Genomic DNA, 13,071 nt, shown 5'->3' on the forward strand with positions numbered 1-13,071 from the left:
GCGCGCCTCCTCAGGTGGTGACCATGTCGGGGACGACGACGAAGCTGGTCAGGTGCCGCAGGTTGACGTCCATGTCCTGCAGCGCCCGGATGCGGACGTAGCCGGCGGTCGTGAACCGGTAGGGGTCGACGAGGATGTCGACGGGCCCCCACATTCCGATGGCGAGATCCTGGAAGTTGCCGAAGACGATGGGGGAGAGGCCCGTCCCGGACCCGTGGACGAGGTTGCTCGGGAGGTTCTTTGTGGCGTAGGCGGGATAGCCCAGGGGGCCCGCCTCGTCGTCCCAGAGGTAGCGGCCGGTGCCCGACGCCTTCTCGGTCGTCTTGAGCTTGTAACGCCCGTTGGGGGTCGTCACGAACGCCAGTGAGCCGACGTCGGCGTTGGCGTTGCCGAGACCCTGCTCCATTGCCGCCAGCACGGCGCGGGTCGGGGGGCCGCCGTTGGTGCCGATGGTCTGGGTCAGGACCCCCGGGTTGTGGATGATGCCCAGCGGTTCGTTAGTGGTCCCCAGCCCCGAGAACGCCACCCGATCGACCTCGACGGCCACCGCCGCGAGGAGGTCATTGATGATGAGCTCGTCCGAGCCGGGGATCGAGACCCGGGCCTTGACGCTCATGTCGACGTATGCCCCAACCGTCCTCGGCTCGAAGGGGACGACCTGGTCTACCATCGGCGTGCTTGAGCCGGACGGGGCGGACCCCTCTGTCGTCCACGTGAGAGCCGCGGTGGCGGTCCGGAGCGGCATCCCGAAGCGGCCACCTCGCAGGTCGGGCATGACAAGCGCCCCGAGCGAGGCGCAGAGCGACTTGGCCCGAAGCACGTCCACCACGGGCGAGAGGATCTGTGTGACACCGCCCGACCCGGTCGAGGTGTCGAGGGAGCGGACCTGGACGTCCCAAGGGAGGAAGAACCCTATGGGGTTCCGGCCATACCTCTTGGCGAGCTCCTGAGAGACTTCGCCTTCGAGGCCGTCGAGCTCTCGATGACTGGCCCGCACGTCGATGGCGCGGGCGAGGGAGTACTTGCCGAGGTTCTTCGGCTCGTGATGGGGGAGGAGGTCGCGTTCCTGGCCGTTCACGCCGTCCAGGTACGCGGACGTTGAGAGGCGGGGCATTGGCGGGCTCCGCTGACTGGTGTTCGGAAACGTTACAACACGGCTCAATTGTAACGAATCCGATCATCCGAAGCGAAGCGCTATCGCAGCGTTACACACGGATCCCGACCGGGATCGCATCAACAGGTGAGCAAGCCGAAAAAAAGGTCCCGAATTCTGTCAAAAAATGCGCAAAGTCCGCGGCCGTTGGACAACCTCAAGGCTCTAGCAAAAAACCCTCCCCCCGGGGGTCAGGCGCGGGGCCTGGGGCCTTTCCTGCCTGCGAAGTGGTCGACGCCATCCCACCCCGGCGGTGCCCCCGGTCGAACCGGGATCTCTGCTGGCTTGGCTTCGTCATCGTCGCAAGCTCGCTCGTTCGCGGCCTCCCATGCCTCGATCGTCTGGAGGCGGAAGAGCCAGTGGGGGGAGTTCCGAGTCCCTACGTTCAGTGCAGGGAGGCCGAGCTTGGTCCGACGCCGACGCAACTCGTCGGGGGTGATGTGCCACCTCTCCGCGAGCTCTTCGATGGTCAACAGGGTGCTCAATGCCGAGCCCTCCTTCGGTGTCGTCACCCCAAGCGTACGCGCCTCGTCTCCTCGGACACAATCGCCAAGATTCGGCCCCTGACGGCCACTGACAGGTCAGGCCATGACCGGACGACTTCGACGAGGGCAGGATCGGTTGCCGCATCTCCGTTGGGCAAATGGTGGGCAAGTGAGGAAACCCCTTGCTCTAAAATATTATCCTCAAACCGGTTACGATTTTCGCCCGACGGAATCATAATCCGCGTGTCGGGGGTTCGAGTCCCTCCGCCGCTACTCACGACAGCATCCGACAGTCCCCGCCCCACCCCGTCAAAGTCCGAACTCCCCAACGACTTACGTTCAGTAACAGGAAACGACGGGTCATCATCCGTTGTGACGTGACCCGATCGGTCCGGCATGATGGACAAAGTCTATGCTTATGGGATGGGTTTCTGCCCCGATCGCGGGAGCCTATCGACGGCGCCGGCATCATCCCTCAGGCAGGCGTGACCCTACCGATCTATGGACAGAGCGATGGTCGAGAGCCGAGTGAGTGTCTGTGCCACACTGGCCGTGACCTTGGCGAGGAACAATTCTTTTTCGAAGTAGGGTGGTGTCTAGTCCGGTCGCTCTCGACTTGTCATCCTCGCTCTCACTGGTGTGCTCTGATAAGGTCGTCGGTAGCCGCATGTTATTGAGGCCGCCAGGAGCCGAGAGCATGACCGTCGAACGCCTGCGTGACGTCCTCGCGACGATCCCTTTCCGCCCCTTCACGATCCACATGGCCGACGGTCGAAACCTGGCAGTGCGCTACCGTGAGTGTGTCGCCTACCAGCCGGCGAACCCGCGGACTGTGGTCGTCATCGACCCCGACGACCGGATGCACATCGTCGAGATGCTTCTCATCTCCGAGCTCGAGGTTGAACCGCTCGTCAGCAGCGGGAAGGCGTGATGCAGTCCCCGCTCTGAGGATCAAAGTGCTCGCTTGAGAGAGGAGTAAGCGTCGACGAGTGCCTCGAGCGAGAATCCTCGATTCAGGCCGCTCGGATTGGGTAGAACGCAGGCGTTCGTGCCGGCGAAACCCATCGGGAAACGGCCCCATTCGACCGTGGGCAGGCCGAGCATCGCCGACAAGCCACGTTTTCCGAGGAAGGCGAGGAAACGAGGCGAATAAAGGCGCATCTTGGTCTCGAACTCGACTCGGGCCGACTTGAATTCTTCCAGGGAAACCTCCTCGGCTCGAGCGGTCGGTCGGCGGACGACGGCCGTGATGCCGCAGCCGTAATCCAGAAGGCGTCTCTCGTCTTGCGGCTCGAGCCGGGTCTCGGTGAAGCCGGCCAGATGCAGCACTCGCCAGAAACGGTTGGAGGCATTCGAAAAGTTGTGGCCGTCTGCTGCGGCGGTGGTGGAGGGATTCAGGCCGCAGAAAACCACGTCGAGGCCTTCAGAGAGGATGTCTGGATCATATGTTTTAGAGATAATTCCAATATGCTTTTCAGATGACACGGGTCTCTCTCTCAATCGATCAGGTCTCCAATCTCCTGGCGGAGACGGAGGAGGACTCGGGATTTCGCCTTGCGCACGGCGACGGAGGAGATGCCGAACTGGGCGGCGATGTCGGCCGTGGACCGGTCGTCGACGACGGACAGCCAGAACATCTGCCAGGTCCGATCCTCGAACTCGTTGCGCACAAGCTCGAGGGCGCGGCTGTAGAGCCCGAGGAGCTCGGCCTGAGAATCGTCGTCCGGCAGGTCGACCCGCGGGTCGGCGACGTCCTCGAGCCTGGCGGAGCCCTCGCCGCCGTCGGCCGACGGGGTTTTGGCCTGATTGCGGAAGTGGAGGGCGAGCGCGTTGCGGGTGATCACCCTGAGCCAACCCCGGAAGGTGTCTCCGGGCCGATCGCGGCGGAAGTCGGCGAGCCCGGAGAGGGCGGAGCGGCAGACGTCCTGCACGACATCGTCGGCGTCCGAGGCTTGCAGGCCGCCTCGGACGCACCAGTATCGGACCAGGGGGATGTAGAGGTCGACCAGGCGGTCCCAGGCGTCGGGTTCGTTCGCGCGGAGACGCTCCAACAAGGTCAGGGATGTCGCGCGAAGGTCCGGGCGGTGCTCCGCCATACGTCGCTCTCGCGTGCTCGAGGGTCGGACGTCCTCCCGCGTCGGGAAACGGGAAGTCACGCCAGGCGCATTTCTATAATAGCAAGGAGGAGTCGGCAGACGCACCCCTCGGGAGGACCTTGAACCGATGCCTCGCCTCGCCTGCCCCTCTCGGGACGAACTTTCCGCCTTCAACCTGGGCAACCTCCCCGAGGCGAGGCTCGAAGAGATCGTCGACCACCTCGAGCGTTGCGCGGGCTGCGAGGCCGCCCTGGATTCGCTCGAACGCGAGGCAGACCCGGTGGTGGCCGCGCTGAGGGGCCTCTCGGGGGCCGGGAAGTTCCCTGATAATCCGGCGACGAACGTCGTCGTCGGCCGCCCGACTCAGATCGATGGCTACGCGATCCTCGGCGAGCTCGGCCGAGGCGGGATGGGAGTCGTCTACAAAGCCTGGCACGACAAGCTCCATCGTGTGGTCGCGCTCAAAATGCTTTTGGGGGGCGAATTCGCGAGGGACGACTATCGCCTCAGGTTCCGCGCCGAGGCCGAGGCGTTCGCCAGGCTCCAGCATCCGAACATCATCCAGATCTTTGATATCGGCGAGTGGAGCGCCCCGGGGGCAGGTTCGCCCGTCCCGTACTTCACGCTCGAATACGTCGACGGCGGAAATCTGGGAACACAAATGGCCGGCAACCCCCAGCCCCCCGGGTGGTCGGCGAGCTGGCTCTCGACCCTCGCGCGGGCGGTCCATCACGCTCACTGCCAGGGGATCGTGCACCGCGACCTGAAACCGTCGAACGTGCTGTTGACCGCGGACGGGCAAATCAAGCTCGGTGACTTCGGCGTGGCTAAACAACTTTCCGGCTCGGACCTCAAGACGCTGGGGGGCGTGCTGGTCGGGACGCCCGAATACATGGCCCCCGAGCAAGCCGTCGGCCAGGGCGCGGACGCCGGCCCGTCCGCCGACGTCTACGCGCTCGGGGCGATTCTCTACACCATGCTCACGGGCCGGCCGCCGTTCCAGTCGGCCTCGGTCCTGGATACCCTCGAGCAGGTGCGTTCGTCGGAACCGGTCTCCCCGAGGCGACTCCAGCCCGCCGTCCCACGCGACCTCGAGACGATCTGCCTCAAATGCTTGAATAAAGACCCGAAGCGGCGATACGCCGGCGCGGACGAGCTGGCCGAAGACCTCGATCGATTCTCCGAGGGTTTGACGATCCGAGCACGTCCCGCCGGGCCGCCCGAGATCGCCTGGAAGTGGGCCCGTCGACGGCCCTCCGTGGCCTTGCTCTCCGCGGCGACTGTCCTCGTCACGATGCTGAGCTTCATCCTGGTCTTCTGGCAATGGCAGGCCGAGGTCTCGGCCAATGAGCGGGCGCAGAGAGCTCGCCGGGACGCCGTCCGCGAGCAGGCCGAGCTCGCTTTGAGCCAGGGAATGACGCTCTGCGACCGTGGGGAGGTCGGCCATGGCCTCCTTTGGCTCTCCCGGAGCCTGGAACTCTCCAACGAAGGGGGAACCCGGGATCTCGACCGGGCCATCCGGATCAACCTGGCCGACTGGGGCGCCCAGGTCAGCCGCCCTCGCCTCAGCGGCCGACTCCTGTCGCCAATCCTCGACCTCGCCTTCAGCCGCGACGGGAAGACGCTCGCCTCGGTCGGGAAAGGTCGGAACATCGGTTTATGGGACCTCGCCTCGAAGTCGGAGGAGGTCAGGACGCTAGCCCTGGCCGACCTGAGCGAGAACCAGTGGGTTGAGCGTGTCGCCTTCAGCCCTCGCGACCCCGGGTTGATGGTCACGGTCGACGCTGAGGGACGCGCGAATTTCTGGGATGTGGCCGGTGGCCGTCTCAATGGGCCCCCCCTACTCCACCCCCCGTCTCATGGGATCTGGGGACTCGCCTTGCACCCCGACGGTCGGCGACTGGTCACCTGCTGCGACGACGGGATGGCGCGATGGTGGGACCTGGTCACACGGGCTCAGATCGGGGAACCGCTTCGCCATAGCGACCGAGTCGGCTACTATTCCCTGGCGCTCAGCCCTGACGGTGGGCGCCTCGTCACCGGCGGGCGCGACCACCGCGCCGTACTCTGGGATGTCAGGTCGGGAAAGCCGATCGGCCAGCCCCTGATGCATACGTCGCCGGTCCATCTGCTCGCGTTCTGCGGGGATGGCCGGAGGGTGATCACGGGGACTCGCGACGGCAAGCTCCACGTCTGGGACCCCGACACCTCCCGGGTCGTCGAACTGCCCCCCCAGGGGAGCAGCATCAGTGCCTTGGCGGTCTCGTCCGACGGGAGGACCTTCGCGACGGGGACCGCGAACGGGGTCGTCCGACTCTGGGACTCGACGATGCTCGGCCAGGTCGGTCAGACCTCCAAGCTCGTCACGGCAGTGACCGGCCTGGCCTTCCACCCCGACGGCCGGAGCCTGGCCATCGGTCAAGATGACGGCGTGATCCGCCTCTGGGATGTGCCCGAGCCCAAGGCGATCGGCACACTCAAGTCCCTGAACGTACCCGTGAGGAGCGTCGCCTTCGACCGAGAGGGCACTCGACTCCTGGTCGGCAGTTCGAAAGGGGCGCAGTGGTGGAGCCTCTCGGACGACCAGACGCGCGGTCCTCGGATGCACTCCGACCGCTATGAGCCCAGCGGGATGGCGTTCAGCGAAGCCGAGCAGCGACCCTTCGAGATCGTCGACCTCGTCGAATCGATCGTCGTCAGCCCCGACGGTCGGACCCTGGCCACGGCCCGTTGGGGGGGCGACGAGGCCCACGTCCGAGGCAGGCTCGAAATCTGGGACGCCGACACCGGGGAACGCCTCCACGTCTCGTCTGAGCAGCCGGCGCCACTCCTGGGAGTCGCCTACAGCCCCGACTCCCGGCGCGTGATCACCTGGAGTGGCACGGCCGGAAGCACCCTGCTGTGGGAACCGGCCGACTTGCAGCATCCCAGGCCGATTTTGCGGGGACTGGATAAACCCATCCAGCAGGCCGTCTTCAGCCCCGATGGCAAGACAATCCTGGTGGCCGGGCGGGAAGTGACCGCGAGACTATGGGACGTCGCCGGCGACCGCGAACTCATTCCCGCCAACAGGCCGCAGCATGGCTATCCCGTGACGGCCGTCGCGTTCGACCCGAGCGGAACACAGATGGCGACCGGGTGCCTTGACGGGAGCGTCCGTCTCTGGAAACTCCCCGAAGTGACGCTCGTCCACGACGTCCGGGGAAATGCAGGCGAGGTCGTCGCCGCGACGTTCAGCCCCGATTCGCGAATCCTGCTGACGGCCAGCCACGACGGTACCGCACGATTCTGGGACGTGGCCTCCGGCAAACAGCTAGGACCCTCGCTCCGACACACTGACGCCGTCTTGGCCGTCGCCTACCATCCGGACGGCCGGAGCGTCGCGACCGGCACCAAGGACGGGAAGACCCAACGTTGGCACGTCCCCCTCGCCCCCGAACCCGGCGACACGAACCAGATCCGCCAGAAGGTCGAGATGCTGAGCGGCCTGGGCCTGGATAGTCAGGGGACGGTCCATACGCTTTATGCCAACACGCTCAAATAGCGTCACGCTTCCGAGCTATCAGGGCGTACGATTCTGGAGTCGTATTACCAACTCAGGATCGGGGACCGTCGATCTTTCGGCTTCTCCGTCCAATTCGGCGAAGAGGTCGGCGAGTGTCTACGGAGTCGTTGACGGATTTCCAAGAAGTGACATCTTCATGTCCTCAGGTGACACGGGATCCTTGCAATGACCTTGGGAACGACGGCCTCGACGACCGGGTCTCAGGCCCAAACGGAGCGGTCGAGAGATCGATAGCCGACCGCCTCGGCGATGTGCTGGGGAAGGATGGCGTCGGATCCTTCGAGGTCGGCCATGGTCCGGGCGACACGGAGGACCTTGTCGTGGGCGCGGGCCGAGAGTCCGAGCTCTTCCATGGCCCCTTTGAGGAGGCTGAGGGCCTCGGGACGGAGCGGGCAAAACTTACGGACCTGCCGCGGGGTCATGCGGCCATTGACGCCGGGCCCTTTGGGGCCGAACCGCTCGGCCTGGCGGGCGCGTGCCTTGAGGACCTGGGCGAGGAAATCGGCCGAAGTCGGACCCGGGGGTGCTTCGGCGAGCTGGGTGAACGGGACGGCGGGAACTTCGACGTGGAGGTCGATCCGGTCGAGCAGCGGCCCGGAGATCTTCCCGAGGTACTTCTCGACCTGAGGCGGGGTACAACCGCACGCCCGTCGAGGGTCGCCACGATACCCGCACGGGCACGGATTCATGGCGGCGACGAGGACGAAGTCGGCGGGAAAAGTCGTACTCCGCAGCGCACGACTGATGGTGACGTGCCCCTCCTCCAGCGGCTGCCGCAGGACCTCCAGCGTCTTTCGGTTGAACTCCGGCAGCTCGTCCAGGAACAAAATGCCCTTATGTGCCAGGCTGATCTCGCCGGGTTGTGGGATGCTGCCGCCGCCGACGAGGCCTGCGTCGCTGACGGAGTGGTGGGGCGATCGGAACGGCCGCGCGGCCATGAGCGGCTCACCGGCGCGGAGCAGGCCCATGGCGCTGTAGATCCGCGTGGTCTCGAGACTTTCCGAGGGGGTCAAGGCGGGCATGATCGTGCCGAGCCGCTTGGCCAGGAGGGTCTTCCCGGTCCCGGGCGGCCCGATCATGATGACGTTATGGCCCCCGGCGGCGGAGATGACGAGCGCACGCTTGGCGTAGTCCTGTCCCTTGACGTCGACGAAGTCTTCCTCGACGCGTGCGAGCTTGAGGAAGACCTCGTCGAGGTTGACGTCCCTGGGCTCGAGGTCGAGCTGTCCGGCGAGGAATCCGACGGCCTGGGCGAGGCTGCCGATGGGATACACGGGGATATCGTCGACGACGGCAGCTTCGGAGGCGTTGGCCTCGGGCACAAGGAGTCCCTCGCGTCCCTCGGCGGCGGCGGCGAGGGCCATGGCGAGGACCCCCTTGATTGGGCGAGTCTCCCCCGTGAGGGCGAGTTCGCCGACGACCGCATAGCGTCCCTGCCGTTCCTGGGCCATCTGCCCGCTGCCGATGAGCATGCCGAGTGCGATCGGCAGATCGAACCCCCCCGCATCTTTCTTCAGATCGGCGGGAGCCAGGTTGATGACAACCCTGTCGCTGGGGCGTCGATAACCTGAGTTGACCAGGGCCCTCTCGACGCGATGAGTGCTCTCGCGGACGGCGGCCTCGGCGAGGCCGACGAGTACGGTCTTGGGCATGGAGGCGAAGGAGACGTCGACCTCGACCTCGACGGGGACGGCATCGATACCAACCAGTGTATAAGAGGAGAGCTTCGCGAGCATGAGAGACCTCGATGCGCGGTCCCGACCAGGCGGCGTTGGCGTGCGGGGCCGCGTGGCCCCGAGATACTCGACAAGAGTTTAGCAGTTCGGCCGCGCGTGTCCATCGGGTGTAACGTCTTTTTTCGGAGACCTGACCGAGTTCGTGCGAGAAGGACTTGCCTCGTACGTCGACATCCTGGTGGTTGACCTCTCAGAATCCCGACGAACCGTCGTCGGATCGGCGTTGAGGATCGTTCCGACACCTCCAAGCCCGGACAAGGCCCTAGATTACGATCCGCCTGATTCGCCCGGCTCAAATCTCTGCGAATCGGATCGAAGGCTGAGGGGCCTCCGGTGCCAGGAAATGAAGGAGAGATTCGCCTTCCGCGATCAACTCGGCTTTCGACGCTTCAGACAGTGGGACGAACGGAGTCAGCGTGAGGTTCGTCTCGCGTTTGGAGCGGGTCGAGGTCCAGGTCCCGGCGACGAAGCCGTCGACTAGGAACGTCGGCAGGACGAGGAGGTTGCGGGTGACGACCCTCGGGCGGTGTTCCTCGGCGATGATCCGGGAGCGCTCGGCGTGGCCGAGGATCAGATTGTCGAAGGCCGGGAGGAATCGCACGGGTGCCGGGGTCTCCTCCGGAGGTCGAGGGGCGTCCGGAAGGTCGAATAGATCCCTTCGGCCGTCTCGGAAAACTCGGAGTTGCGGCCTGAGACCCTCGAGGACATCTCGAAGGCCAGCGAGTCCCGACCATGTCTGGACGTCGGTTGCCGAGGCGGGACCGAAGGCTGCGAGATAGCGCAACACGAGTGGTTCGGGCGACGGATCCGTCGCCAAGGGGCGTCCGATCCAGTCTTCGGCGTCGACGAACGACGGGTCGGCACGGTATCCCCAGGCCGAGTCGTCGGGGACGACGACCAGCGGGAGGTGGGTCCGCACGGCGAATCCCAACGCCCGCTCGTCGGCGTCTGGCAGGGTCTCGAGCAGGGCGGAACGGAGGTCCGAGAAGGTTCTTGGTCGCTCACGGTAGAGCCGGCGGGCGGTGTCCACCAGCGCCGAGAGGTCCAGGCCCTCAGCCCGCCCCCGGAGAATCGAGTTCATGCCTGCGCTCAGCCCTGGTTGGAGCGGCCCACGGAATTCGAGGTAATCCCCCGCCGTCATGAGGTGCAACGTACCGCGCATGGTCGTCGCACGGACGATTTGCCGGTCTCGAATCGGTCTCAGCAACGCGTCGCTGGTAAACCCGACAAGCCTCGTCCAGAGTCCGACATGCGGCGGCTCCGCTTGTTGTGCCTGGAGGCCGACGAGGTGCGCCGTCGCCTCCACGACACCTGCCGTTGACCTCGCGAGTAAAAACTGGCGGGCGAGCAAGGCGCGATTCAACGCGTTCCGGGAGATCGGCTCGGGTTTCATGACCGGAGCATCTGGAATTGATGGTCGGAGAGCAACACGAGTTTCGATGCACGCCTCCGAGCCCACACGGAGCGGTCGGAATAAGACGCCCGCGTCGAGAACTCTGGTAGGCGATGTTCCCTCTCGACTCAACTCCTTCGACACCGCTCCATGAATTCCAGAGGCCAAGAGTCACCAAGGCGATCCGTTCCCGTAAGATCCTTCCAACCCCGAAACGTCTGATCTCACCGAGGCCAGCGAGCCCATTTGGGCGTGCTCGACGCTTCTGCGCAAATGACGAACGAACTCGCACACAACCGAGGCGAAGCTGCCCGGGAAATCAGCTTCGGTCCTTCGAGACGCGTCTCGTCGTTGTCAAATGTGGGCCCGGAATTGACTCGGACAATTCAGCGTAACACTTTGGTTTCAAAGAAGATAAGGCTAAAAAAACTGGCTCGAGGAAAGGGCAGTTTCGGTCCCATTGACGCCTTGGCGAGCGAATTGCTAATGTGTGAGGGCGTCTCCAGGGAAATCTCTCCGCCAAATTAGGGAGTTGCCGGTTGCTTAAGTGGTCGAATTTTTTTTCGGAGTGTTCCATGTCGGCCGTTGATGACCGAGCCTCGGCCATCGAGACTTTGCATCGGATGACGATGCGACTGGCAGATCTGAGCCTGACCGCCACCGAGGCGCAGTCTCTCCGCGCGACCATCCACCGCCTGCTGGACGAAATCAGCCAGCAGGTCACCCCGGAACGGATGGTCTCCCCACACCTCTCCCAGTCCGGCTCCTGATTGCTCCTACTCTGATGACTCTCGCGCCGATCTCGTTCGAATGCATGAGTATTGTGGGATCGGTCCGTGCACGGGGACGTCGCCCGGATCGGGTTGTCGATGACTTTCGAGGTCTCGCGGCATGGCCTGAGGTCGCAGTCGAGGAGTTTCACCGGAACTTCTCAGCGACTCCATTCGGCTTCCATGCGGTGACCCTATGATTGCTCTCGAACCCGCCGGTGCCCTGACCCGCACCGATCTCGCCCGGCTCCCCACCCTCACGCACTAAGATCATTCGAGGGTGGGGGCCGGGGCACGTCTCATCGGGACGCGCCTCGGCCCGTCTCAGTGTTTCCGTTCACCTCTCACTCATGGTGATATGGTCACGCACGCTCGTCGGTCTTCGACACGTCGGGGACATCGACGCCCAGCGCGGTCGCGAGGTCGATCTGATGCTCCTGCTCATCCATCAGAATCTCGCGGATGTGCTCGGCCATCGCGTACTCGCCGAGCGCCTCGCACTGCTTGATTCGCTCGCGGTAGTTGCGGATCGTTTCGTTCTCATTTTCGAGGTCGAAGCGGAGCATGTCCTCGGCCTTGTCCGAGGTCTTGACCGGCTTGGCGGTCACGCTCGGCGAGCCGCCGAGGTAGTCGATCTGCTTGGCGATGGTCAAGGCGTGGCTCAATTCCTCGGCCGCGTGCGTCTCTAGCTCCTTGGCAATGCTCATGTACTGAGCCCCCTTCAGGACCTGCGAGTAGACGACATAGGCGATGATCGCCTGGTACTCGCGCGAGAGATCCTCGTTCAGGAGGCCGATGAGCTTCTCTCGATTGACCTTCTCGTTTCCGGTTGCATCCGCCATCGATCGATCTCCCTGTCCGATGTTCAAGCGGCGATCGGTTATCGGTCAGCGGTCTTGGGCCCGCCAAGGGGGGCTCGCGATCGTTAACGCGCGCAATCACCGCCGAGGTCATGTCAAATCTCAGGGGGGATGCATAAAGGATGCCGATCGAGGCGGCTCGTTACAAGGACGAACAAGCCCGCCCCTCCGTGCGGAGGGGCGGGCGTCGAACTCTTTGAAATGAAGAAGTCAGAAGCGCGGAGGGGACGCCCGACTGCGGTACGCGAGCCTGATCGCGGCGGCGGCCGTCGGTCGACTGGCCGGGAACGCTGCGGATTAGGACCAGGCCCTACGCTCTTGGTTCGATCTTGCCGCGACGAATCGAAGCGTCATGCAATGTGTTCGTTAGACGAAGGATTTCGACATTAATCCGTCACCACCAGCGTCCCGGATAGCCCCAGGCACGACCGCCATAGACGTACGGCCTCACCGGGTAGTAGGGGGCGAACCCCGGGGCGACGTAGGCCGAGTTGTAGCCGGAGGGGTAGCGGTATCCCCAAGCCCGGTTCGGGTAGGCGTACCCTCGGTAACCGTAGCCAGGCCCGTATCCACGGTAGGCGTAACCGGGATGATAACCGCCGTGGTAATAGCCACCACGTCCCCAACCCGCGAAGGCCGATGAAGGCGGGATCGCCAGGAAGGCCAGGGCGATCACCGAAGCCGCAGCCGCTCGCTTTAGACCCGCAGTTGTCCGAAACATTGGGACCTCCTTCGCGAGGCGAACGACCGATGGGTTGGTCGCCGACTCGCCCTCTTCCCGGGACCCGCCGAGTGTCGGGACGGCCCGCGTGGGTCGTATCCCCTCCGACGATATTTCTACGAGTCCTGTGGCCCCACAGGTCGAAAGATGTCGGAATTTTTCTCCCTGCGAGTCGGCCCGATTCCGACCGACCTGATCGTGCTCGGCGACCCGGGGACGAGAATGAGTTTCGGTGTCACCTCGATGGAGTGATCAAGATCCCTGGGGGCGACTCACTACGCGACTCCCTCTC

Annotated in this window: 11 protein-coding genes; 3 read left to right on the forward strand and 8 right to left on the reverse strand. The window is 64.6% G+C overall.

Translation table 11 applies throughout. The features are described 5' to 3' along the window. Positions 1-10 precede the first annotated feature (10 nt). A complete protein-coding gene (locus ACYOEI_RS12825; protein ID WP_462849890.1) occupies positions 11-1,114 on the reverse strand; it encodes a phage major capsid protein in 1,104 nt (367 codons plus the stop codon). 230 nt (positions 1,115-1,344) lie between these two features. After that, the gene (locus ACYOEI_RS12830) at positions 1,345-1,638 is read right to left on the reverse strand and encodes a hypothetical protein (protein WP_462849891.1); all 294 of its coding nucleotides are present in this window, start codon (positions 1,636-1,638) and stop codon (positions 1,345-1,347) included. 697 nt (positions 1,639-2,335) lie between these two features. On the opposite strand from ACYOEI_RS12830, the gene ACYOEI_RS12835 reads away from it, so the two are divergent. After that, entirely contained in the window at positions 2,336-2,569 is a 234-nt protein-coding gene (locus ACYOEI_RS12835; protein ID WP_462849892.1) for a hypothetical protein, read from the forward strand. 20 nt (positions 2,570-2,589) lie between these two features. On the opposite strand, the gene mug is transcribed toward ACYOEI_RS12835, so the two are convergent. Together mug and ACYOEI_RS12845 are read right to left on the reverse strand one after the other, a co-directional pair. Continuing rightward, complete coding sequence (gene mug, locus ACYOEI_RS12840) at positions 2,590-3,123, reverse strand: G/U mismatch-specific DNA glycosylase (protein ID WP_462849893.1); 534 nt, start codon at positions 3,121-3,123, stop codon at positions 2,590-2,592. An 11-nt stretch (positions 3,124-3,134) separates the two neighbouring features. Beyond that, positions 3,135-3,734: an RNA polymerase sigma factor gene (locus ACYOEI_RS12845; RefSeq protein WP_462849894.1), complete on the reverse strand. Its 600-nt coding sequence runs from the start codon at positions 3,732-3,734 to the stop codon at positions 3,135-3,137. Positions 3,735-3,861: 127 nt separating this feature from the next. Here ACYOEI_RS12845 and ACYOEI_RS12850 point away from each other — a divergent pair, with 127 nt between their 5' ends. Then, positions 3,862-7,278, forward strand: a complete 3,417-nt coding sequence (locus ACYOEI_RS12850; RefSeq protein WP_462849895.1) for a protein kinase domain-containing protein — start codon at positions 3,862-3,864, stop codon at positions 7,276-7,278. Between the two features lie 221 nt (positions 7,279-7,499). Here the strand turns inward: ACYOEI_RS12850 and ACYOEI_RS12855 are convergent, their stop codons facing one another. Both ACYOEI_RS12855 and ACYOEI_RS12860 read right to left on the reverse strand, forming a co-directional pair. Continuing rightward, entirely contained in the window at positions 7,500-9,035 is a 1,536-nt protein-coding gene (locus tag ACYOEI_RS12855) for a YifB family Mg chelatase-like AAA ATPase (RefSeq protein ID WP_462849896.1), read from the reverse strand. Positions 9,036-9,327: 292 nt separating this feature from the next. Continuing rightward, positions 9,328-10,428 (reverse strand): winged helix DNA-binding domain-containing protein, encoded by a 1,101-nt coding sequence (locus ACYOEI_RS12860; RefSeq protein ID WP_462849897.1) that lies wholly within the window; start codon positions 10,426-10,428, stop codon positions 9,328-9,330. Positions 10,429-11,003: 575 nt separating this feature from the next. Here ACYOEI_RS12860 and ACYOEI_RS12865 point away from each other — a divergent pair. Beyond that, positions 11,004-11,198: a hypothetical protein gene (locus ACYOEI_RS12865; protein ID WP_462849898.1), complete on the forward strand. Its 195-nt coding sequence runs from the start codon at positions 11,004-11,006 to the stop codon at positions 11,196-11,198. Between the two features lie 362 nt (positions 11,199-11,560). Here ACYOEI_RS12865 and ACYOEI_RS12870 read toward each other — a convergent pair whose 3' ends face one another. Both ACYOEI_RS12870 and ACYOEI_RS12875 read right to left on the reverse strand, forming a co-directional pair. Next, the gene (locus tag ACYOEI_RS12870) at positions 11,561-12,040 is read right to left on the reverse strand and encodes a ferritin-like domain-containing protein (protein ID WP_462849899.1); all 480 of its coding nucleotides are present in this window, start codon (positions 12,038-12,040) and stop codon (positions 11,561-11,563) included. A gap of 412 nt (positions 12,041-12,452) precedes the next feature. Beyond that, the gene (locus tag ACYOEI_RS12875) at positions 12,453-12,779 is read right to left on the reverse strand and encodes a hypothetical protein (RefSeq protein WP_462849900.1); all 327 of its coding nucleotides are present in this window, start codon (positions 12,777-12,779) and stop codon (positions 12,453-12,455) included. Positions 12,780-13,071: the final 292 nt, after the last annotated feature.

Source organism: Singulisphaera rosea, assembly GCF_054877945.1.

Coding starts and splice junctions, on each gene's coding strand:
- ACYOEI_RS12870 (WP_462849899.1), bottom strand. CDS start 12,040: ATGGCGGATGCAACCGGAAACGAGAAGGTCAATCGAGAGAAGCTCATC.
- ACYOEI_RS12860 (WP_462849897.1), bottom strand. CDS start 10,428: ATGAAACCCGAGCCGATCTCCCGGAACGCGTTGAATCGCGCCTTGCTC.
- ACYOEI_RS12865 (WP_462849898.1), top strand. CDS start 11,004: ATGTCGGCCGTTGATGACCGAGCCTCGGCCATCGAGACTTTGCATCGG.
- ACYOEI_RS12845 (WP_462849894.1), bottom strand. CDS start 3,734: ATGGCGGAGCACCGCCCGGACCTTCGCGCGACATCCCTGACCTTGTTG.
- ACYOEI_RS12825 (WP_462849890.1), bottom strand. CDS start 1,114: ATGCCCCGCCTCTCAACGTCCGCGTACCTGGACGGCGTGAACGGCCAG.
- ACYOEI_RS12855 (WP_462849896.1), bottom strand. CDS start 9,035: ATGCTCGCGAAGCTCTCCTCTTATACACTGGTTGGTATCGATGCCGTC.
- ACYOEI_RS12835 (WP_462849892.1), top strand. CDS start 2,336: ATGACCGTCGAACGCCTGCGTGACGTCCTCGCGACGATCCCTTTCCGC.
- ACYOEI_RS12875 (WP_462849900.1), bottom strand. CDS start 12,779: ATGTTTCGGACAACTGCGGGTCTAAAGCGAGCGGCTGCGGCTTCGGTG.
- ACYOEI_RS12850 (WP_462849895.1), top strand. CDS start 3,862: ATGCCTCGCCTCGCCTGCCCCTCTCGGGACGAACTTTCCGCCTTCAAC.